Here is a 23,800-nt window from a genome sequence, read left to right on the forward strand (position 1 = left end):
AATCAATAAACTAACTTGAAATTCCATTAATGGAAAGGTTCACCGGAGGATTGGGGAATCACGGTGCGATAGCGGTTATATCAGACAAGCGCTATCAAATTCTAGGTCGTCGGGAAAGGAATCTAAAGACATTGAACCCAACAGAATATACCCCTTTGTTTAAAGCGGGATGATATGCAGAGATGTTGGTATGAGTTGCGGTTTTTTCCAACTTCAGTTCAGCGTTAAATTGTTATAAATATTGTCTTTAGTTTAGATTATCGGCAAAGTTATAACAATATCTTTTTAAATGGTCGAATTTTTTTTGGGTGGAGAAGAATTTTAACAAACGCGCGGATTTTGTCGCGGAGGTTGTCTGACTCAGGATTTTGATGATTTCACTGATTACGCTGATAATATTGTGATTTTATACTGATTATTAGAAGATTAGAGATTTTGAAATTAAACGGGAATATCCATTGCATTTTGTAATAATGATTCAGGGAGATAAAAATGGCATATCCATTTCTATCCCCCTGAATCATTAAAAAATCCCAAAAAAATCAAATCAGCGAAATCATCAAAATCCTGAGTCAGACAAAATCCGCTCCAGGCGCCGTGCCTAGCGGGTAAGTACTCCCAATTCAGCAATAGCAGCCTGCGTGTCTTTTTCGTCGGCCGGTGAAGTGGCTACGAAGCGGATATAACGGGCGGTCGTTTTCTTGAACGTTACGGTTTGCTGCACAGGATTGTTTTTGATATTGGCAAACTGCCCGCTGGCTACCGGGCTGCCCCAGTTCTTACCGTCAGCGCTGGTGTAAAACTCATAGCCGTAAATGATGCCACTGCCGGCAGGCGTATACGTAAATCCTTTCAGGGAAAGGTTTTCGCCCAGGTCTACCTGCAGTTCGTGCGGGTACCTGGCGGATGCCTCTTTGTTACCTGCCACATAAACGCTGGCAGTGTTGCCATCAATGGCCTTAGCCGGGTCGTTGCCTGCTTCGGGGGAAATCACCTTCCATTTGGCAGGTGCAATGTCGAAAGTGGCGGTCACTGTTTCACTGGAGGTTTTGCCCTTATCCAGGAAGGCTTTCGCTTTCACCACGCCGCCTCCTGGCAGATTGATAACAGTTCCCCCTCCGGCTGATGTATACTCCGGTGATTTTAAAGTGGGCTCGCTGCCATCCAGGGTATAGTGTATTTCTGTATCGCCGGACTCGCTGCGGATCCATACCTTTCCATCAGCAGTGCGGCCAATCTGCGGCAGGGTAAGTAAGCCCGGCGCTCTGTACAGCTGTACCTCACTGATCACGGGCGCTGCTTTAGCATCCAGGATGTTAATACGCACCTGTGTGGTGGTATAGTCCTTAAAACGCAGGATACGTTTATGCCCTATGGTCGTTTCCTTTGCAATCTCTTTCCAGCTGCCATTTTCCAGGACCTCCACGCTGAAGACTTTCACCCGCTGACCCAGTGCAATGTACTCCTGCAGTACCACCCTGTTGAAGGTGACCGGCTGCTTGTAGCGCAGGTTGATCACTGTAGTGGTGGCATCGTCTGTGGTGGCCCAGTAAGTAGTATTGGTGCCATCGTTCAGGTTCGACACCTTTACGTTTTTATTATTGCTGCGTGTATTGGTAGCTGTTACCACTGCCTGTTTTGCCAGGTTATTTTTAAAAGATGCGTCCAGCACACGGCGCAGCTCCATCAGCCGCGTAGAATCGTTCGGGTGGATAAGCCCATCGCGGTCTACCGGTACATTCAGGATCAGGTTACCATTGCGGCCTACAGAGCCATAATAAATATTGAGCAGTGTGGACACTGATTTTACCTTATCGTTCGTTTCCGGGCTGTAAAACCATCCAGGCCTGATAGATACATCACATTCGGCAGGGATCCATTGTTCGCCATCCTCATTACCCTCATTGAGCGATTTGGTAGACGGACCATTGGCGCCGGGAGAAAAGCCCTTTACATTCAGCGTGCTCCAATTGGTAGTACCTGCAATACCGTTTTCATTACCTACCCAGCGGCATCCGGGGCCCACATCACTGAAAATAACGGCGTTGGGCTGGTTCTTGTACACCACGCTGTGGAAAAGGTTCCAGTCGTACGGCTGCTTGATATTACCTCCGTTGGCGCCGTCGAACCATTGTTCAAATACAGGGCCGTAGCCGGAGAGCACTTCGTTGAGCGTATTGGCAAACACCTGGTTATAACCGGGCTTACCATATTCGGGATGGTTGCGGTCCCAGGGGGAGAGGTACACACCGAATTTCAGCCCGTACTCCTTACAGGCGGCCGACAGTTCTGCCAGCACGTCTCCTTTCCCATCTTTCCAGGCGCTTTCACGCACAGTGTGGGTGCTGTATTTACTGGGCCAGAGACAGAAGCCATCATGATGCTTGGCAGTGATAACGATGCCTTTCATACCGGCTGCTTTAGCGGTTCTCGCCCACTGACGGGCGTCCAGGTGGGTAGGATTGAACACCTTCGGATCTTCGTCTCCATGTCCCCATTCCTTATTGGTAAAGGTATTGGGGCCAAAATGAATGAACATATAATATTCCATATCATTCCAGGATACCTGTGCCTTTGAAGGTAGCGCGCCATAAGGCTTGATCTCCTGGGCCATTGCCATATTAAACCCAAGCAGTCCTGCGAGGAGTAACGTGTTTTTCTTCATTGCCGGAAATAAAAGTTACGGATTAGGATGTCAGCGAAGATAGGGCAGATTATCAGATTGGTTCAATCTCAAATTCCCCATTAGTAATTCAATTTTAGCTTTACCGGCGTTTAAGGCAGGCAAGCCTTATGTAACCGGCACAGCTATTTATACTTCGCCTGCGGGAGCCACAATCATAAGCTTCAGATAACCTGTATCTATATAGATATAAGGTAACTACTTTTCAAATACGGTGGGGATACGGCGGAAACAGGGAGTATCCATACCGTAAGCTGCCGCGATCAATAAATTTGCCCATATTAAATTTCCCCATGTTCGGGAACGGGATTAGTGGTGTTTTCCCCACCGTTTATCACAAAAATGTAAGATTATTTCTCATTGGGTTGGTTTTGATAAATCAATTTTTATAAATTTAGTCCCTTCTAAGACGTATAATGTATACGCTGATAAACTTTGAACAATGAATAAAAATCCACTGCATCGCAGAAGCTTTCTGAAAAACACGGTAGCGGCTGGCGTAGGACTTTCTATGCTTGGCTCTTCTGCCAAATTATTTGCCAGCGAAAAGAAACCCAAGGTTAGAATCGGCCTGATCGGCGTTGGCGCCCGCGGACTTGGTCACCTGAATTTCTGCCTCCATCGCGAAGATGCGGAAGTTGTTGCTTTCGCTGATCCCGACACTGCCTACACTCTGCCAAAGGTAAGAGCAATGATTGAAAAGGTATACGGCGGCAAAAGAAAAGTAGCAGAGTACACCAATGGCCCTGAAGATTTCCGCAACATGCTGAAGCGCGATGACATCGACGCAGTGATCATTGCCACTCCATGGGAATGGCATTCCATCATGGCAGTGGCCTGTATGAAAGCAGGTAAAACGCCGGCGGTGGAAGTATGCGGCGCATCTGATATCCAGGAATGCTGGGAACTGGTGAACACCAGTGAAGAAACCGGTATCCCTGTATTTGGTATGGAAAACGTATGTTACCGCAGGGATGTGATGGCCGTGCTGAACATGGTACGCCAGGGTTTATTCGGCGAGCTTACCCACTTACAGGGAGGTTACCAGCACGATCTTCGCGCGGTGAAATTCAACAATGGCAAGCAATATTATGGCGGTGGCGTAGAGTTTGGTGAAAAAGCGCTGTCTGAAGCCAAATGGAGAACCAACCACTCTGTGCACCGTAATGGTGATCTTTACCCTTCCCATGGTCTGGGCCCTGTTAACAACTATATCAACATTAACCGCGGTAACCGTTTGGTGTCGCTTACATCCGTAGCTACCAAATCACGTGGCCTGCATAAGTACATTGTGGATAACGGCGGTGAAAATCATCCAAATGCAAAGGTGCGGTTCAAACTGGGCGATATCGTGTCTACCCTGATCCAAACCAACAATGGTGAAACCATCATGCTGTCGCACGATACCAACTCTCCGCGTCCTTATTCGCTGAACTTCCGTGTTCAGGGAACCAACGGTTTATGGATGGATGATCAGAGCTCTATTTATATAGAGAAGAAGAGCAAATACGACGAGTGGGAAAAAACCGGCGACTTCAACGATCCTAACAGCTACTTTGGCAAATACGACCACCCGTTGTGGAAAAAATATGCCAATGATGCAGCAGGCGCTGGTCATGGCGGCATGGACTGGTTTGTACTGAACTCCTTCCTAGAATGTATTAAACGCGGCGCTCCATACCCGCTGGATGTATACGATATGGCTACCTGGTATGCCATCACTCCGCTGAGTGAGCAATCAGTAGCAGAAGGCGGCAGCGTACAATTCATCCCCGACTTTACCCGTGGCCGCTGGATGAATAGAACACCGATCTTCGCGCTGAACGACGAGTACTAGGATTCTGTCTTGGAACACTGACTACCGTGATTTTGATGATTACATTGATGTTTTTTTGAGTTTTTCTTTAATAAAAGAAGGGAGATTGAAGCAAGTATATCTGCTTTGATCTCCCTTTCTCATTTAAAAAAATAAAATCAAACTAATCATCAAAATCACGGTAATCAGTGTTCCAAGACAATCGCCGCAGGCGATCCCTCCGCTCTAGTCGATAATAGACACTCCCTCTTCGATGACCGTTACATATACTTCCGGCTCTTTACCATATCGATCCTGGTATCTTGATTTGATAAAAGATACGTATTCGTCTACCTTGTCTGCTTTTACCAGGTTGATGGTGCAACCGCCAAAACCGCCTCCCATTACGCGGGCGCCGGCCACTTCTTTTCTTTCCTTTGCCAGCGACACCAGGAAATCCAGTTCGGGACAGCTTACTTCATACAGTTTGCTCAGTCCTTCGTGAGTGGCATACATCAGTTCACCGAACTGCTGCAGGTCGCCTTTTTTCAGTAATGCCGTGGCATCCTGTACGCGCTGTATTTCAGCGATCACGTAATTACAGCGGTCGTATACTTTATCAGATAACTCTGCGCGTACTTCATTGAGCATGTCCATGTTCGCATCCCGCAGGGATTTAACCGCAGGGTGATTTACCTGGATGGCTTTCACGCCTTCCTCGCATTGCAGTCTGCGAACGTTATATTCGGAAGAAGCAAGGGAGTGGTGCACCATGGAATTGCACAGTACTATTTTATAATCAGGGAAATTGAATGGGAAATATTCAAACTCCAGGCTGCGGCAATCGAGGCACATTACCTGGTCCTTTTTACCATGCAGGTTGGCAAACTGGTCCATGATGCCGCATTTTACACCAGGGAAAGTATGTTCCGCCTTCTGGCCGATGAGGGCCATCTGCATACGGTCCAGACCATATTTGAAAATGTGGTCCAGTGCCGCTACAAGGCCGCCCTCAACTGCAGCGGACGACGACATACCGGCGCCCACAGGGATATCGCCTGCCAGTACACAATCAAAGCCCTGCACCTCCAACCCGCGCTCCTGCAGCTGATACACTATGCCCATGAGGTAGTTGATCCATCCCGGGGTTGGTTTTACATCCTCCAGCTGGAATGACACGGTTTCATTGATAAAAACCGCGTGTACATTACATTGCCTGGTATTATTAAGCGCAATGGCGTATACAATCTTTTTATCGATAGCTGCGGGTAAAACGAATCCGTCGTTGTAATCTGTATGCTCGCCGATCAGGTTGATCCTTCCGGGGGAAACGACCATCAGTGGCTCTTTTTCAAATAAGTGGATAAACTGCTCCCTGGTTTCTTGTATCATTAATAGAATATTAAACGTAAAATTTACACCTAAAAATATAAAAATGATTCAGAAATAAAAAAGGTTGTTCTGAAAAACAGAACAACCTTTCAAATAATATCAGGAGTAGTTAATTCTTACCTACTTTATCGCCTACCAGGGCATAGAAGAGGATATACAGGTAGCAGGGTACCATGCAGTACAGGAATGCGTGCCTGAAATCGATGCTGCTGCTGTACAGGAAGCTGAACATGCTGTGTTGGTCGAACATACCGCTGTAGATCTGCGGGATAACGCCGCCACCGGCAATACCCATTACCAGTAAAGCGGAACCTATTTTGGTAAAGCGACCCAGCCCGTCGATCGCCATGGGGAAAATAGCGGGCCACATGAGCGCGTTGGCCAGTCCCAGTAAAGCAATGAACGTTACCGCGGAGAACCCGGTATTGAAATAAGCAGCTACGGTAAACAATACGCCCAGTATTGCGGAGATCTGCAATCCTTTTTTACCGGTGAGGTATTTGGGAATGGTGGCAATACCTATTACATAACCTGCCAGCATGGCTATCAGGGTAAAGGTGGTAAAATACTTGGTATCGTCCACGCTCATGCCGAGTGCTTTTCCGTATTGGCCGATTACGTCGCCGGCCATTACTTCCACGCCCACATAAACAAAGATGCAGAGAACACCCAGTACCAGCTGGGGGAACTGGAATACGCTTGTTTTACCGGTAGTAGCTGCAGCAGTAGCTTCATCTTCCGTATTCGTATCTATTTCCGGTAAAGAAGAACGTTTCAGGAGAAACGCCAGTATGGTCAATATGATGGCGATAGCCACATAAGGCCCGATCACGCGGGAGGCCAGGCTATCGAGTAATGCATTTTTCTGTACAGCGTCTACCGCTGCAGCAATATCCTTTTCCAGCTTGTCGGCTCCTTTCAGTACAATGGAGCTGAGGATCAATGGAGCAAGGGCGCCTGCGCTTTTGTTACAGATACCAAGGATACTGATACGTTTGGCGGCGCTTTCCTTTGGCCCGATGATACTGGCATAGGGGTTGGAAGCGGTTTGCAGTAACGATAATCCTGCACCCTGGATGAACAGGCCGGTGAGGAACATAGCGAAGCTGCGCGCATTGGCAGCAGGAATAAATACCAGTGAGCCTATGGCTATAATAAGGAGTCCTAAGGCCATCCCGTTCTTGAAACCCGTTTTGTTCAGGATAAAGGAAGAAGGAATAGAAAGGAAGAAGTAGGCCATATAAAAGGCCATGGTTACCAGCAATGCCTGGGATACATTCAGTTCACACACGATCTGGAAAAACTGGATCAACGTTCCATTGAGCCAGGTAACAAAACCGAATACGAAAAACAATATGCCGATGATAGCCATTGATTGCGCATACCCGGCCTGCTTAGAGGGTACATTCATTGTTACTGTTTGGTTGGACATAAGCTGTCAGAATTATTTTTTTTGATAAGCACGAACATAACTAAACTTCTCCTATATTTCTTGTATATTTCGCAATTATTTTTGCTAAAACGTTTTACCCAATTACTAAATTGCAAGAATATTTTGACTTTTTAAAAAATTTTAAAAAAATAATTATACATTTAACCGGCAAAATTTCACCGTAACTTAACACGTTTATGATTCAGCAATCAAAACAAACCGCACAAAGTACCCATCCTTCGTTCTTTGTGCTTATTCTGGTTTTCTTTTTCTGGGGATTTCTGGCTGCATCCAACAGTATCTTTATCCCTTTCTGCAAATCTCACTTTAACCTTACCCAACTGGAGTCACAACTTATTGACTTCTCTTTTTACAGCGCCTATTTTATAGGTTCCCTGATCCTGTACCTGGCTTCCACAGCAAGAAAAGTGGATATCCTCAACAAGATCGGGTATAAAAAGGGTATCATATACGGCCTGCTGATTTCCGTGCTGGGTTCGGTCATCATGATTCCATGTGTGAATAAGGAAAAGATTGTTCCCATTAAGGAAACTGTAAGCGACATCAATGGTTTCCAGGTAGAGCAACAGCTGCAGACTTCCGACAGGCAGGTAAAGATCCGCCGCGAAAAAGATCCTGACACTTACTCTCTCCTGATCAGCAACAATGAATCTGCTGAAAAGTACACCACCAATACCCAGCTACTTTCCGCGGTTTCCGGAGGTTTTACAAAAGATGAAGAGCATCACCAGTATGCTGCCACCTTCTCCAAAGCCAACCTGGAAAAAATAGTTACCGTGCTGGACACAGATTTTAAACAAACCGTTACGTTCGGATATTTTGCCCTTATCCTGATGGCCTTATTTATAGTTGCCTTAGGATTTTCACTGCAGCAAACCGCTGCCAATCCATTCGCTATTTTACTGGGAGATCCTGCCAAAGGTACTCACCGTTTGAACCTGGCAGGTGGTATTAACTCCTTTGGTACTACCATCGGGCCTATTATCGTAAGCATGCTGCTGTTTGGTAATATTAAAGGCGGCGAAGTAAGCACCGATATCAGTAAGATCAACACTTTATATTTCCTGCTCATTGCCCTGTTCCTGATTGCCGCTGCTATTTTTGCTTTTGTGAAGATGCCGGAAAGCCAGGATACCGAAGGTTTTGAATCATCTCCCAAAGCCACCAGGTCATTGCTGGGTATCACGCTGATGTTTATTTTCATCCTCCTCGGGCTGGTACTGAAATTTGAGCTGCCTATGTTCATCGCAGGTATTGTAGGTATTATAGGCATACTCTTTTATACTAAAATGTCGTCCGCGAATAACAGCGAAGGATGGGGCGCCATGAAATATCCGCAGCTGATCCTCGGTATGCTGGCCATTTTTATTTATGTAGGGGTGGAAGTATCCATTGCCAGTAATCTCGGCGCCTTGCTGAAACATCCTGGTTTCCTTACAGTGAAAGGTTTGGCTGAATCAGAACTGGATCCCTATGTATCGCTGTTCTGGGGCAGTATGATGATTGGCCGCTGGACCGGCGCTATCAGCGTATTCAATGTTTCCAAAACAACCCGTAATATTCTCTGTGTAATTGTACCTTTTGTAGCTTACGGTGTTATTCTCGGCGCCAACAGTATCAAAGGCAATGATATCAGTGTTTTATATCCATATGCCATCTGTATTGTGGTACAGATCATAGGTTTCTTCGCCGGCCAGGACAAACCTGCCAAAACCCTCACCATCTTTGGTTTGCTGGGAGTTGGTTCTGTGCTGATCGGGTTATTCACCACCGGGCAGCTGGCTACATTTGCCTTTATCAGCGGCGGATTGTTCTGCTCTGTAATGTGGCCAAGCATCTTCGCATTATCTATCGCAGGCCTGGGTAAGTATACCGGTCAGGGTTCTGCATTCCTGGTAATGATGATCCTCGGCGGTTCCCTCATTCCTCCTGTACAGGGCGGTCTGGCAGACATTTCAAGCATTGGTATCCACGCCTCTTATATTATTCCGGCGCTGTGCTTTGCTTATCTCGCGTTCTTCGCATTTAGAGTTAAAACCATTTTAAAATCTCAAGGAATTGATTATGAGTCAGCAGTTAGCGGTGGGCATTGATATCGGGGGTACTAACACCAAATTCGGTATTGTAGATCGCAGGGGTAATATTATTGGTGATGGTCGTATGCTGACCAATCAGCATGAAAATGTAGACGGCTTCCTGGATGAATTACACGGACACCTGTCTATTCTTATTAATGAAGCCGGCGGTATTGAAAACATGAAAGGCATCGGCGTAGGCGCTCCCAACGGGAACTACTACACCGGCAATATAGAATATGCGCCAAACCTGCGCTGGAAAGGCGTAGTGCCGTTAGCCAGTTTGCTGGAACAGAAATTCGGTTTACCTACCGTACTCACCAACGACGCCAATGCAGCAGCATTGGGCGAGCTGATCTACGGTGCAGCCCGGGGCATGAAAGACTTTATCGTGATCACCCTGGGCACAGGCGTGGGAAGCGGTATTGTGGCCAACGGGCAGCTGATTTATGGCCACGACGGCTTCGCCGGCGAACTGGGACATTGCATTGTGATCCCCGGTGGCAGGCTGCATGCGGGCACAGGTGCGCATGGTTCACTGGAAGCCTATGCTTCCGCTACCGGCGTTACCAACACCGCTATCGAGTTCCTGACCAACCGCCCGGATACACCGAGCATGATGCGGGAACATACCAATGAAGAGATCAATTCCAAGCTCATTTATGAAGCAGCCATGAAAGGCGATCCGCTTGCCATGGAGGTATATGAGTTCACCGGTAAGATACTCGGTGAAGCCCTCGCCAATTTCGTCATGTTCTCCAGCCCGGAAGCCATTGTGCTGTTCGGCGGACTTACCAAAGCCGGCGACCTCATTATGAAACCGGTACGGGAGCATATGGAAAAGAACCTGCTTCCTATTTTCCAGAATAAGGTTAAATTGCTGTTCTCTGAACTGAAAGAAAGCGATGCAGCTATCCTGGGCGCCAGCGCGCTGGCATGGGAAATGAAAGATTAACTTTCAGCAGCAGAAAAGTATAAAATGCTTTATATGAGTAATAGAAGATCATTCCTGAAAACAGCGGCCCTTAGCGCCGCTGTTTTCTCTTTGGATGGAGTAACGGGAACGCCTGCACGTTCGCAGGGGAAGCGGGGACCGGTAAAAGGGAAGCCTGTTGTGGTATCTACCTGGGACTTTGGCCGTGCGGCCAACGCAGCTGCCTGGGAAGTGCTGAAACAGGGCGGCCGCGCACTGGATGCGGTAGAAGCAGGCGTAAAGATCCCGGAAGCAGATCCAAATAATCATACCGTTGGTTTCTCCGGTTTCCCTGACCGCGACGGCCGCGTCACCCTCGATGCCTGCATCATGGATGAACATGGCAACTGTGGCTCGGTTGGCGCGCTGGAACATGTAACTCACGCTATTTCCGTAGCCCGCATGGTGATGGAGAAAACACCGCACGTAATGCTGGTAGGCGACGGCGCATTGCAGTTCGCACTGGCCAACGGTTTCCAAAAAGAAAACCTGCTGACGCCGGAATCTGAAAAAGCATGGAAAGAATGGCTGAAAACATCAGAATACAAACCGGTCATCAACATAGAAAACAAATCGTATACACCCACCAACGGCGCCACTGCCTTTAATCCGCTGATGCTGCCAGGGAATGTGTACAACCACGATACCATAGGCATGGTAGCCATGGACGCTGCCGGCAACCTGTCCGGCGCCTGTACTACCAGCGGTATGGCTTTCAAGCTGCATGGCCGCGTGGGCGATTCGCCCATCATTGGCGCAGGATTGTATGTAGACAATGAAGTAGGCGCTGCTACCAGTACCGGTGTTGGAGAAGAAGTGATAAAAATAGTAGGCAGCCACCTTGTAGTGGAACTGATGCGCCAGGGCTACCCGCCTGAAAAGGCCTGTAAAGAAGCAGTAGAGCGCATCGTGAAAAGAAGTCCCTCCAAAGCAAAAGAAATCCAGGTTGGTTTCCTGGCCCTCAATAAAAAAGGCGAACATGGCGCTTACTGCCTCCAGAAAGGCTTTAGCTATGCCGTGTGCACCAGCGACACCAGCAATGTGTTAATTGACGGAAAACATTATTTCTGACAGGCAGGGATCAGTACTACAATGCTGATCCCTGTACCTGCATCTTATCTTTAAAGTTGTGTTTATGTCGTTCACCCTCGAAATATGCGCAGGTTCCGTAGCCTCCTGCATTGCTGCGGAAGAAGGCGGCGCAAACCGGATAGAGCTTTGTGACAACCTGCTGGAAGGTGGTACCACGCCCAGCTATGGCACCATTGCGCTGGCAAGGGAAAAAGTGAAGATAGATCTCTACCCTATTATCCGCCCGCGTGGCGGCGATTTTCTTTATTCCGACCTGGAGTTTGAAGTAATGAAGCGTGATATCGAACTGAGCAAACAACTGGGCTGCAATGGTGTGGTGATCGGTATCCTTATGCCGGATGGCCGGGTGGATAAAAAAAGATGTAAAATACTTGTGGATCTGGCATGGCCAATGGGCGTTACTTTTCACCGTGCGTTCGACATGACAGACAACCCGTTTGAAGCCCTGGAAGATATTATTTCCATTGGCTGCGAAAGGATCCTCACTTCAGGAGCACGCAATACTGCCCTGGAAGGCGCCGTTCTGCTGAAAGAGCTGGTGGAAAGGGCTAACGACCGTATTGCCATTATGGCCGGCTCCGGTGTGCGGGCGGCTAATATTGCACAACTGATCACTGCTACCGGTGTTACGGAATATCATACCTCCGCAAAAGCCTATGAAGAAAGCGGCATGATTTACCGCAATCCCAATGTGAGCATGGGCGGCATTCCCGGCGTTCCTGAGTATGGCATCTCTGCCACACAGAAAAAAGAAGTAGCATTGATCCGTGAAATAGGCGAGAAAACATTATTATCTTAGCCGTTGATGTTTAGCTGAACGCTTTATTGAAAACCCAATGATAATTATAGCGGCCGGCACATACCGGTCCCAAAAGTGAACAACGAAATGAAAAAATTGATCATTGCAACAGGCTTGTTGCTTGGCGAGTTCTTCGCGCAGGCACAGGTCAAAGGGGTAAAGCATGTTATCCTGATAGGCATGGATGGCTTCGGCGCTTACTGTTTCCCGAAAGTGGACAACCCCAACATGAAACAAATGATGCAGGACGGTGCATGGACCTTGCAGGCCCGTAGTGTATTGCCTTCCTCCAGTGCAGTTAACTGGGCCTCTATGGTGATGGGCGCGGGTCCTGAAGTACATGGTTATACAGAATGGGACAGCCGCAAACCGGAACTGCCTTCCCGCGAACTGGATCAGTATGGTATGTTCCCTTCCATTTACACGCTGTTGCGCGGGCAGCAGCCAAAGGCAGAAATAGGCGTTATTTACAGCTGGGATGGTATCGGTTACCTGTTTCCCAAAGCGGCGGTTAACAAAGACTTTGGTACGCATGATAACGACAGTCTTGCCACCGCGGCATCTGTAGCATACATCAAGGAGAAGAAACCGGATTTCCTGTTCATCCATTTTGATGAGCCCGACGGAACGGGGCACAATATTGGTCATAATATACAACCTTACTTCGACCAGGTAGCAAAGAATGATGTGTTGCTGGGGAAAATTCTGCAGGCAGTGAAAGACGCAGGGATATGGAATAACACCATTATCCTGCTCACGGCAGATCATGGCGGTATCAGGAAAGGACATGGCGGCAAAACGATGGAAGAAATGCAGATCCCCTGGATCATCCGTGGCCCTGGTGTGGCAAAAAACAAAGAGATCAAAAGCAGCGTGGTTACCTACGATACTGCTGCAACTCTTGCCTGGATCTTCGGGCTGAAAACACCGCAGGTGTGGACCGGAAGACCCGTGACGGAAGCGTTCAAATGATATTCATATGAAAAAAATGCTGCTTATTACGATGGTGTGTGTGGCGGGTGGCGCCCTCTTTGCACAAACACAAAAAGTAAAAGTGCTCACCTACAACATTCATCATGGGGAGAACATGAAACAGGTGCTGGACATCCAGGGAATTGCCAACGTGATCCTGGCCACCAATCCCGACCTGGTGGCGCTGCAGGAGGTAGACAGCGCTACCGGCCGTACCAGCCAGTCGGACCAGCTGAAAGAACTGGCCTCCATCACTGGCATGTATACCTACTTTGCCAAGGCAATGGATTTTGATGGCGGTGGTTACGGCACTGGTATCCTTTCCCGCTTTCCCATCAGCAGCAACACTACCCTTTTATTACCTTCCGGAAAAGGAAATGAGCCCAGGGCAGCAGGTATTGTTACCGTAAAACTGCCTGGCGACAGCTCCCTGCAGTTTGTGACCACTCACCTGGATGCAGGCAAAAAGGCCGGCGACCGTATTGCACAGGCGAACGAACTGGCCGGCTATTTCAGGGCAACGGCTACTCCCGTTATTATTGCCGGAGATTTTAACGCCGCACCTGCATCAAAGGAAGTGAACATCCTGAAAGAAGTGTTCATGGACGCAACCAGCCAGATGGGACCTACATTTCCTTCCGATTCGCCGAAGATAAAACTGGATTATATCATGATTGCTCCCAAACACCGGTGGACAGTCACCGGTGCACGGATCATTGAAGAAACCGTAGCATCAGACCACCGGCCGGTGCTGTGTGAGCTGGAAATGAAATAAGAAAAAACAATCCATTATATGACAATGAAAAGCGTAATTCACCTGTGCCTACTGATGGCTGCAGCCGGCCTGTGGAGCTGTTCCCAACGGCAGCCGGCTGTTCCCAGGGGCAATGTGAGCATCATTCCTATGCCTGCCAGCATCAGCGAAACAGCTGATTCTTTTTTACTGGACAAGCAAACCGTGATTGTTGCCGGCAATGAAAGCGACAAAAAAACAGCCGCTTTATTCAATGCCTGGCTCAAAGAACTTACAGGCTATGAACTGGAGGTTAAAGCACAGGGAGATAAAAATGCCATCCTCCTGCAAACCGGTAACGACAGTACTAACGCAGAAGGCTATACGCTTACTGCCAGTCACAACAACATCATCATTAAAGGCAACAGCGGGGCCGGTACTTTTTACGGCGTACAGACGCTGATCCAGCTGCTGCCAGTGGAGAAAGCACGCGCCATGTTTGTACCCGGCGTAAGCATTACCGACGCGCCACGCTTTGCTTACCGCGGACTGCACCTGGATGTGGGCCGTCACTTCTTTTCTGTTGATTTTATAAAGAAGTATATCGACCTGATGGCGATGCACAAGCTGAACACGTTTCACTGGCACTTAACAGAAGATCAGGGCTGGCGAATTGAAATCAAAAAATATCCGCGCCTGCAGGAAGTGGCTTCCAAACGGAAAGAAACAATGGCAGGCCGTTATGCCGACAATAAATACGATGGCAAGCCTTATGGTGGCTTTTATACACAGGAACAGGTAAAAGAAGTAGTGCAGTATGCTGCTGATCATTTCATCACGGTGATCCCGGAAATTGAAATGCCGGGACATTCACTCGCGGCGCTTGCTGCATATCCCAACCTGGGTTGTACCGGGGGGCCATATGAAGTAGGCACCCGCTGGGGCGTATACGATGATGTATACTGCGCCGGTAACGACAGCGTTTATCTTTTCCTGCAGGATGTGCTGGACGAAGTAATGGCGCTGTTTCCCGGCAGGTATATCCACATTGGCGGTGATGAATCGCCCAAAGTACGCTGGGAAAAATGTCCTAAATGCCAGGCACGCATGAAACAGGAAGGGTTGAAAGATGAACATGCCCTGCAAAGCTATTTTATTCAGCGAATGGAGAAATACCTGAACAGCAAAGGCAGGCAGATCATCGGCTGGGATGAAATACTGGAAGGAGGTTTGGCGCCCAACGCCACTGTAATGAGCTGGAGAGGCATTGAAGGTGGCATTGCTGCAGCCAGACAAAAACACGATGTAATTATGACACCGGGCGAATTCTGCTACTTTGATCATTACCAGTCGAGAGGCCCCAATGAGCCACTGGCTATCGGCGGATTCCTGCCTGTAAGCAAAGTATACTCCTACGAACCGGTGCCTTCAGAACTGAACAGCGATGAAGCCAAATATATCAAAGGCGCGCAGGCCAACGTATGGACAGAGTACATTAACAACACCAACTATCTCGAATACATGGTATATCCGCGTGCAGCTGCTTTATCGGAAGTGCTTTGGTCGCCAAAAGATAAACGTAACTACGACAACTTTACCGAACGTTTGAAAGTGCATCTAAAAAGACTGGATCTGAAAAAAGTAAACTATGCCAAACATGTTTTTGAAGTGACCGGCAAAGTAACGGATAACGGTAAAGGCGGTGTGGATGTAATACTGGCTTCCAAACTGGATGGCGGTAAAATATTTTTTACCACCGATAGTACTGCTCCTACCCCTCAGGCGACTCCTTATACCGCGCCCGTGCAGATCACGCATACCGGCACGCTGCGTGCACAGGTATTCCTGGATGGCAAACCTTTTGGCAATGAATACAACCAGGCATTTTTATTTCACAAAGGACTGGCTAAAAAGATCAGCAGCATGACAGCGGCAGATGCTGGCCACCGGCCGGATACCAATTTCGTGCTTGTAAATGGCATAGAAGGAAATGCCGCTTACAACGACAATGAGTGGTTTGGATTCAACGGAAAGGATATGGAAGCAATAGTGGAACTGGACAGTGTACAGGATATTCACCTGGTGGGCATTAATACTGTCAATGCAAAGGGCGACTGGATCTACCCGCCGAAACAGGTAGTGTTTGCGGTATCAGACGATGGTAAAACATTTAAAGAGGTATACAAACAAAACACCTTTGCACAACAGGGTATCAGCAAAGTAAGAGGCCATTTGCAGGCGGTGCGTGGAAAGTTTGTGAAAGTGCAGATGCAGAACTTTGGTAAGATTCCCGCCGGAGCCCCAGGAGCAGGCAACGGTGCATGGCTGTTTGCTGATGAGTTTATCATCAATTAAAACAGAAAGCCGTCCCGGCAAAATGCAGAACGGTTTTCATTTTATGACTCCTACACCAAAAATATGTGATACGGCCTTCAACCGCTGTGCGCTAAACATATTAACGAGATCAAATATTAAATGGTTTATTATAAGCTGAAGAAATTATAATTTAAATATTGCTACATAAAAATGCGCGTTAGCAGTAAATTCTTTAATTTTCCGGCTCGTTTTTAAACCGCATCTAATCAAAAACGTTTACAAATGACGATTAATCATCAGGAAATCGAACTGATCGACAGCTTTGAACAAATTGCTGTGGAAATACATCCTTCTGCCAAAGAAGGTTCCAAAGCAGTAGCACAGGAAATTGCCGCACTGATCCGCGAAAAGCAGGCTGCCGGCCAGGATTGCATTTTAGGACTGGCCACCGGCTCTACTCCTAAATATCTGTATGCAGAATTAGTACGCCTGCACAAAGAAGAAGGGCTTAGCTTTAAGAACGTCATCACATTTAACCTGGATGAGTATTACCCCATAGAGCCGGATGCTTTACAGAGCTACAACCGCTTTATGAAAGAGCACCTGTTCAATCATGTTGATATTCCTGAAGGCCGGTACAACATACCTGATGGTACCATTCCAAAGGACCAGATCAAGAAATATTGCGAGGCTTACGACAAACGTATTGAAGACTTAGGCGGTATCGATATCCAGGTACTGGGTATTGGTAACAACGGTCACATTGGTTTCAACGAACCCGGCGCCAACATTAATTCCCACACCCGTTTGGTGACGCTGGACAACAGCACCCGTTTAGCCAATGCCTATGAGTTCCCGAATATGAGCCAGGTGCCACGCCTTGCTATCACCATGGGGCTCAGCAGCATCTTTAAAGCAAAGCGTATCATCCTGATGGCATGGGGTTCCCATAAATCAAAGATCGTTCGCCGTTCTGTAGAAGGGCATAGTACCGACCAGGTGCCTGCTTCCCTGCTGCAGCAACATGCCAACTGCAAGTTTGTGATCGACGAACAGGCAGCGGCTGAACTCACCCGTTTCAATGAACCATGGCTCACCGGCGACTGCGAGTGGACACCGGGTCTGATCCGCAAAGCGGTAACCAGCCTGGCCCTGAAGCTGAACAAGCCTATCCTGATGCTCACCGATAAGGACTACAACGAAAATGGTTTGAACGACCTGATCGTACAGTATGGTTCTGCCTATGAGCTGAATATTGAAGAATTCAACGCTATACGTGATACTATTACCGGCTGGCCCGGAGGTAAACCAGGCCCGCAGTTACCCAATCATCCTGAGCGTTCAGAACCCGCTAAAAAGCGCGCGCTGATCTTCTCTCCACATCCCGATGATGATATCATTTCTATGGGCGGTACTTTCATCCGCCTGCATGAACAAGGCCATGATGTACATGTAGCTTACCAGACCTCCGGCAACATTGCCGTAACAGACGAGTTCCTGCTGCGCTTCATCGACTTTGCCGTAGGTTTTGAAGGAATGTTCGACATTGATAAAAGCAAAAGCTCCCTGATCCTGGATGAAGCAAAAGCATTCATCCGTACCAAGAAGCCAAGCCAGAAAGATACCCCTGAGATCCGCGCTATCAAGGGGCTGATCCGCCGTTGCGAAGCAAAAGCCACCTGCCGTTATGTAGGTATCCCGGAAGAAAATGCCCATTTCATGAACCTGCCTTTCTATGAAACCGGTTTGGTGGAAAAGAAACCAATGGGACCTGAAGATGTGGCAGTGACCGTAGAACTGCTGCGTAAACTGAAACCACAACAGATCTTCTGCGCCGGCGATCTTGCCGATCCGCATGGAACCCACAAGGTGTGTCTGGACATTATCTTTGCAGCCCTGGAGATCGTGAAAACTGAAGACTGGGCGAAAGACTGCTGGGTATGGCTGTACAAAGGCGCGTGGCAGGAATGGGATATTCATGAAATTGAAATGGCCGTTCCTATGAGCCCCGACCAGGTAATGCAGAAACGCCTGGGTATCTTCATCCACCAGAGCCAGAAAGATGTGGTGCCTTTCCAGGGAACAGATCTCCGCGAGTTCTGGCAGCGTGCTGAAGACCGCAACGCCAACACGGCCGACCTGTACGACCGCCTGGGCTTGCAGAAGTATGCCGCCATGGAAGCATTTGTACGTTATCATTTTATGTAAATAAAATCATAATTTTAGGGGGCTGTGATAACCATCGCAGCCCCTTTATTTTTTTATATGAATCTGAGCAGAGCGATCGAAATAGCTACTACCGCCCATAAAGACCAGGTAGACAAATACGGGCAACCCTATATAAGACACGTGTTCCGGGTAATGCAAATGGGGCGCACCGAAGACGAGAAAATTGTTGGCGTACTGCATGACGTGGTAGAAGATACCGACTGGACCTTTGAGGCCCTTGAACAGGAAGGACTGGCCCCTCACCTGCTGGCAGCCCTTTACTGTGTTACGAAACTGGAGGAGGATGAAGATTACAACCACTTCGTAGACCGTACCCTTCAGAACCGTTTGGCCTGCATGGTTAAGCTCAACGACCTGACCGACAACATGGATATCAGGCGTATGACAGCAATAAAAGAGCAGGATATAGCCCGCCTGAACAAATACCTGCACGCTTACCGCCGGATAGCGGCCGCCGTTATCCAGTAGAATATTTTTTCAACGCCTTCCGATTAAACTATTAAATTACAGTAGAAAACAGAATAGCCATCAATGGAAAACGACATCCTCATTGATTTTAGGTTCGCTGCAAAAGAGAAGCCCAGGTTCGGTGAATTATTCTTGATCACAGGAGAAGAGCATCCTAAATTTCCAGCCAGGAACAAAGCATTCGCACAACTGGCCCCATTGGGTTTTGAACAACTCGATGATTTTTTTGGTATCCTTAACAGCGAAGAATCAGGCGATGATGTGCTGATCTGGCTTTTCCCCATGATCAACGGGGAAGAAGTGTTTCACAACAGCGGCCCTTTCGATGCCATAAGGCTGTCTTACAGCGCCCTGCGCAATGCACCCGCCACCATCAGCCTTCTCCAGGATTGCTTCCATACCCTCAAAGCCCTGCCCGATGTGGAAGTGGAATTTGAAGGCGCCGCCATCAGCGATTTCAATCCTGTACAGAAAAAAGCAGATGAAATTGTAGCTCACTGGCGGGCAAACCATATAGAGCCCGGCTCCGAACAAAGCCTGCTGATCGATGAAGAAGAGGAGGACGACGATTGGGAAGAAGATGAAGACTGGCAGGAAGAAGACGACTGGGATGAAGATGCCGGGGATCAAAAAGAAAAATAATACCTTGAATATAAGCAGGCTTACCGCCTGCTTTTTTTATTCATATATTTTGTAATTTGGGTTTACTGTACCTAACCTGACTTACGCCAACAGATCATGAAGAAACAAGCCAACAAAAAAGGCACAGCAGCAGCATTGTTGCTGGTGGCCACCTTGATACTGGTATTGCTTATTTCCGGTATTCCATCTGCCAGGAAGGCTAAAAAGGAAAACTGTGCCCCTGTTACCGGCGTAGTACAGGAAATTAAAAACGGGCCTCCCGGCATCATGATCCACCTGAAGCAGGACCCTAAAATTTATTACATCTCCCGTAAAACCAATACCGGTATATCTTTAAAAACACTTGAGCAGCAGCTGACGGGTAAAAGCATACAGCTTTACACCACGCAGGACTGGTCGCCCCTGGACCCGTTTTCCACCATGAAACAGGTATACCGTTTGCAGATAACCGACACCGTTATATTCACTGAATTCTAGGCCCAATCTTTGTGCAGATGCAGCAAGGATGGAAGCCGGAGTACTTCCATCCACCTAAAACAGTAACTTTCATATGCATCTCAACAAACAATTATCCTGCCTGCTACTGGCAGTATTACTGGCATCATGCAACCTGAATAACAAACCAAGCAAATACGACAACGAAGAAGATATAGCCAACAATAAAAAAAAGTCATCCACTGCCCCTGCCACCAAACCTGCCCGCAGCAAGGCTCCCATCATAGGTGAAAGGATTAATGGCGCTGCTGCTATCCTGAATAATCCCGGTGGAGAACCGCTGGTTACTTTGGTAGATTATATCCCGTTACGCTGTGCACCTCTAAAAAAAGACTGGTACCCGGTGAGCCTGGACTTTGATATTACGAAAGATGAATTCAGCAAACCCCTTTTTCACAAAGGCCGTAAAATAAAAGTAAATGGCGTGGAAGCAGGCGTGCTGCAACGCGATATCAAACTACCGGTAGCTACCAACGGCGAAAGGATGTGGGCTACCGTTACCGGCTATACGCAGAAGAAAAATATCCGCAATGGCAGCATCATCGAATCTGCGTTAAGCAGCTACCTGAAGCAACATACAGGCCGCAGCATGGATGATATGGATCCCTTTATCCACAATTTCAAACTGGAAAAAGAAACTACCCTTAAGCCCTATGTGCTGTATTTCAATTATGAAAGCGGCATCGATGATCCCAGCCCCTTGTACCGGCTGGCTCTTGTGTTCCAGGGAAAACAGCTGATCGGTGTGCTGCATGCCCGGCCCCTTCAGCTGGATGGCAGCAGTGCGCGCAGGCTGCAGCGCGGTTTTACCGTTAGCTATCTCAATGGCATCGACAAAAGCCTGAAAGAAGATTTCGCCGTGAAGTTCAACAAGTTTATTCTTTCTGTTGATTAAGCCCATAACTTTTGGTTATCATCTATCACTTATAAACATTTGACTCCGGGGGGTTGTGATACGCAACTTTGTGATCCAGTTACAAACGTTTTGTGTATGCAACAACAGAATACAGCAGCCGCCAGGCTGCCGGAGAACACACAGAAAATAATTTTCCTCACGGCAGCAGCCATCACACTGCTGCCGGTGGTAACACCGCCTGTAGCTTTGCTGCTGGGAGTAGCATTGGCGCAAACCAGCGGCAACCCTTTTGCGGCAGTCACCCCGCGCATTACGCACTGGTTGCTGCAATTGTCGATCATTGGAATGGGCTTTGGTATGAATGTGCATAGCGCGCTGCAAACCGGTAAAGAAGGATTCCTGTTCACTATTGCGGCTATTGCTGCTACCTTATTAACGGGTGCACTACTGGGCAAACTGCTGGGGATCGATAAAAAAACGTCTCATCTTATTTCCTGCGGCACAGCCATTTGCGGGGGCAGCGCTATAGCCGCTATTGCACCCGTGATGAAAGCGGGGGAAAAACAGGTATCCGCCGCATTGGGCATCATCTTCCTGCTGAATGCCTTGGCCCTTTTCATATTCCCTGCAGTGGGTCACGGACTGCATTTAACCCAGCAGCAGTTTGGCCTCTGGAGCGCCATTGCCATTCACGATACCAGCTCTGTTATAGGCGCTGCAGGCAAATATGGAGATGAAGCACTGCAGGTAGCTACCACCGTGAAGCTGTCGCGCGCTTTGTGGATCATTCCCGTAGCATTCATAACTACCCTGTTATTTAAAACGGATACCGGCAGCATCAGGATCCCATGGTTTATTGCTGTATTTGCAGGCGCCATGGCACTTAATACCTGGATACCTCAGTTTCAGCCAACTGGGCTCTTCCTGGTAAAAAGCGCCAAAACGGGCTTATCCCTCACGCTGTTCCTGATAGGTACCCATTTGAGCCGGGAAGCATTACGCTGTATAGGCCGCAAACCATTCATACACGGGGTTATACTATGGGTACTGATCAGTGCCGGTATCTTGCTGGCCATTTGTTTTATGGCCTGATACCGGGGAAAATCCCGTGATAATCCTATTCTCATTTTTACATATATTTGATCACTGATCCTTGTGATACTGGCAGCATTTATCTCAATAACCATGATGACTACACACAATCTATGAGCCGGTCTCCAGCTACAAAATCCGGCACTTACATGGCAGCATTCCGGGCAATAGAAAGTACCAAACCGGAGAAAGAACGTCTTTTATACGATCCTTTTGCCGGCGCTTTCCTGTCGAAGTTCTACCAGCTTATACTGGCAGGTTGTATGGTTCCCTTTGTCAGGAGAATTGTTACTGCGTGTATCCAGTTCCGTTGGCCGGGCAGCTTCACCGCTGCTGTTGCCAGAACAAGACTGATAGATGATATGATCATTCATGCGGTAAAATCACAGGGAATTAACCAGGTGATCATTCTCAATGCCACATTTGATACAAGGGCGTACCGCCTGAATGTTGGCATGCCATTGCATTATGTGGAAATGGATCATCCCTCGCTTCAGTATACAAAGAAGAAGATCCTGTCGGCCCTGGTAGGGTTGCCCGCTATCCATGTGGATTACGTGGAGCTGGATATGAACCGGCAGCAGATTTCCGAAGTGTTTCCCAAACTGTTCTATGGCCCGCATTATAAAACGCTGTTCCTCTGGGAAGGGCTTACTACCAGGCAGGAAGCCAAACAGGCGGAAACAATCTTTCATCATGTGAAGAATTTTCATCCGGGCACACAGATCATTTTCACTTATGTGGAAAAAGCAGTGCTGGAAAACCCGACAGCCTTTTATGGATTTGTGCGCATTAACCGGCTGCTGCGCCGTGCCGGTGAGAACTGGGATTTCGGTATCTGCCCGGAAGAGCTGTATGCCTACCTGGAATCCTATCACCTGCAACTGCATTACGATGGCGGCGCCGATGATTACCGCGCAAAATATTTCGGCGAAAAGAGCAGGCATATGAAAGGCTATGAATATTTAAGGGTAGTAAGAGCAGAAGTGAAATAGCAGCCGTATCTTCGGTGTATTATTTAGCGTTCTGCATATGCATATTCACTACTTTCAGCATGTACCTTTTGAAGGATTAAGCTGCATTGCCGGCTGGGCCAACGATCACCGGCACACAGTAACCCACACCCGCTGGTATGAAAGCACCGACACATCTTCCCTCGCGGCTGCCGACTGGCTCATTATCATGGGAGGGCCAATGGGCGTATATGAACAGGATCATCATCCGTGGATGACTACAGAGATAGCGCTTATCAGGGAAGCTATCAGTCAGAATAAAAAAGTATTGGGCATTTGCCTGGGATCACAACTGATTGCGGCGGCACTGGGCGCCAATGTATACCCGCATACGCAGCCTGAAATAGGCTGGTTCCCGCTGGATGTGAGCTTCCAGGAGCGGGCCGCTCCGCTGCAAGGCGTGCTGCCCTCCCATTTCAGCACCTTCCATTTTCACGGCGATACATTTGATATACCGGCCGGCGCTACCCGCTTTGCAGCCTCCGCAGCCTGCAGTCACCAGGCTTTCATTTACGGCGACCGTGTAATAGGCCTGCAGTTCCACCTGGAATTAACGGCAGAAAGTTTGCAGGAAATGATCCTGCATGGCAGCGACGCCATTGCAGCAGGAGGACCGTTTGTACAAAGTGAAGAGAAGATACTGCAACACGCTAACCTGCTTACACAAAACACTGAAACCATGTACCGTCTGCTGGATTATATGGCAGCGCTGTAAATAAAAT

18 protein-coding genes and 1 pseudogene are annotated in these 23,800 nt (G+C 48.1%); 16 read left to right on the forward strand and 3 right to left on the reverse strand.

The features are described from left to right. Window positions 1-601: 601 nt before the first annotated feature. On the reverse strand, window positions 602-2,665 hold the full coding sequence (locus FN124_RS03515; protein ID WP_142683401.1) for an alpha-L-fucosidase: 2,064 nt from the start codon (window positions 2,663-2,665) through the stop codon (window positions 602-604). Between the two features lie 460 nt (window positions 2,666-3,125). Between FN124_RS03515 and FN124_RS03520 the strand changes: the two genes are divergently transcribed. Next, window positions 3,126-4,520 carry a Gfo/Idh/MocA family protein gene (locus FN124_RS03520; RefSeq protein WP_142683402.1) on the forward strand — a complete coding sequence of 465 codons (1,395 nt, stop codon included), beginning with the start codon at window positions 3,126-3,128 and terminating at the stop codon, window positions 4,518-4,520. Between the two features lie 204 nt (window positions 4,521-4,724). On the opposite strand, the gene galK is transcribed toward FN124_RS03520, so the two are convergent. Both galK and FN124_RS03530 read right to left on the reverse strand, forming a co-directional pair. Continuing rightward, window positions 4,725-5,870 carry a galactokinase gene (gene galK / locus FN124_RS03525; RefSeq protein WP_142683403.1) on the reverse strand — a complete coding sequence of 382 codons (1,146 nt, stop codon included), beginning with the start codon at window positions 5,868-5,870 and terminating at the stop codon, window positions 4,725-4,727. A gap of 109 nt (window positions 5,871-5,979) precedes the next feature. Continuing rightward, on the reverse strand, window positions 5,980-7,302 hold the full coding sequence (locus FN124_RS03530; protein WP_142683404.1) for a sugar MFS transporter: 1,323 nt from the start codon (window positions 7,300-7,302) through the stop codon (window positions 5,980-5,982). A 197-nt stretch (window positions 7,303-7,499) separates the two neighbouring features. Between FN124_RS03530 and FN124_RS31120 the strand changes: the two genes are divergently transcribed. From FN124_RS31120 to FN124_RS03610, 15 genes and pseudogenes are all read left to right on the forward strand, one after another. After that, the gene (locus FN124_RS31120; protein WP_221887718.1) at window positions 7,500-9,416 is read left to right on the forward strand and encodes an MFS transporter; all 1,917 of its coding nucleotides are present in this window, start codon (window positions 7,500-7,502) and stop codon (window positions 9,414-9,416) included. Beyond that, entirely contained in the window at window positions 9,388-10,353 is a 966-nt protein-coding gene (locus tag FN124_RS03545; RefSeq protein WP_142683405.1) for an ROK family protein, read from the forward strand. Before FN124_RS31120 ends, FN124_RS03545 begins: the two co-directional genes overlap by 29 nt. A gap of 33 nt (window positions 10,354-10,386) precedes the next feature. Further along, a complete protein-coding gene (locus tag FN124_RS03550; protein ID WP_142683406.1) occupies window positions 10,387-11,442 on the forward strand; it encodes a glycosylasparaginase in 1,056 nt (351 codons plus the stop codon). 64 nt (window positions 11,443-11,506) lie between these two features. Then, the gene (locus FN124_RS03555) at window positions 11,507-12,262 is read left to right on the forward strand and encodes a copper homeostasis protein CutC (RefSeq protein WP_142683407.1); all 756 of its coding nucleotides are present in this window, start codon (window positions 11,507-11,509) and stop codon (window positions 12,260-12,262) included. Window positions 12,263-12,349: 87 nt separating this feature from the next. Further along, entirely contained in the window at window positions 12,350-13,234 is an 885-nt protein-coding gene (locus tag FN124_RS03560) for an alkaline phosphatase family protein (protein ID WP_142683408.1), read from the forward strand. 7 nt (window positions 13,235-13,241) lie between these two features. Further along, window positions 13,242-14,009 carry an endonuclease/exonuclease/phosphatase family protein gene (locus FN124_RS03565; RefSeq protein WP_142683409.1) on the forward strand — a complete coding sequence of 256 codons (768 nt, stop codon included), beginning with the start codon at window positions 13,242-13,244 and terminating at the stop codon, window positions 14,007-14,009. Between the two features lie 18 nt (window positions 14,010-14,027). Continuing rightward, on the forward strand, window positions 14,028-16,322 hold the full coding sequence (locus tag FN124_RS03570; protein ID WP_221887719.1) for a glycoside hydrolase family 20 protein: 2,295 nt from the start codon (window positions 14,028-14,030) through the stop codon (window positions 16,320-16,322). Between the two features lie 237 nt (window positions 16,323-16,559). Then, a pseudogene (gene nagB, locus FN124_RS03575) lies at window positions 16,560-18,491 on the forward strand (glucosamine-6-phosphate deaminase); the annotation flags it as partial. Between the two features lie 57 nt (window positions 18,492-18,548). Beyond that, window positions 18,549-18,980, forward strand: a complete 432-nt coding sequence (locus tag FN124_RS03580; protein ID WP_142683411.1) for an HD domain-containing protein — start codon at window positions 18,549-18,551, stop codon at window positions 18,978-18,980. A gap of 63 nt (window positions 18,981-19,043) precedes the next feature. Next, complete coding sequence (locus FN124_RS03585) at window positions 19,044-19,622, forward strand: hypothetical protein (protein ID WP_142683412.1); 579 nt, start codon at window positions 19,044-19,046, stop codon at window positions 19,620-19,622. Window positions 19,623-19,718: 96 nt separating this feature from the next. Continuing rightward, window positions 19,719-20,099 carry a hypothetical protein gene (locus FN124_RS03590; protein ID WP_142683413.1) on the forward strand — a complete coding sequence of 127 codons (381 nt, stop codon included), beginning with the start codon at window positions 19,719-19,721 and terminating at the stop codon, window positions 20,097-20,099. Between the two features lie 73 nt (window positions 20,100-20,172). After that, a complete protein-coding gene (locus FN124_RS03595) occupies window positions 20,173-21,012 on the forward strand; it encodes a hypothetical protein (RefSeq protein WP_142683414.1) in 840 nt (279 codons plus the stop codon). Window positions 21,013-21,108: 96 nt separating this feature from the next. Further along, entirely contained in the window at window positions 21,109-22,065 is a 957-nt protein-coding gene (locus tag FN124_RS03600; RefSeq protein WP_142683415.1) for a YeiH family protein, read from the forward strand. Between the two features lie 149 nt (window positions 22,066-22,214). Further along, window positions 22,215-23,060: a class I SAM-dependent methyltransferase gene (locus FN124_RS03605; RefSeq protein WP_185937074.1), complete on the forward strand. Its 846-nt coding sequence runs from the start codon at window positions 22,215-22,217 to the stop codon at window positions 23,058-23,060. Window positions 23,061-23,097: 37 nt separating this feature from the next. Then, window positions 23,098-23,793: a type 1 glutamine amidotransferase gene (locus tag FN124_RS03610; RefSeq protein WP_142683417.1), complete on the forward strand. Its 696-nt coding sequence runs from the start codon at window positions 23,098-23,100 to the stop codon at window positions 23,791-23,793. Window positions 23,794-23,800: the final 7 nt, after the last annotated feature.

The organism is Chitinophaga polysaccharea (assembly GCF_902150045.1).
GTDB lineage: Bacteria > Bacteroidota > Bacteroidia > Chitinophagales > Chitinophagaceae > Chitinophaga > Chitinophaga polysaccharea_A.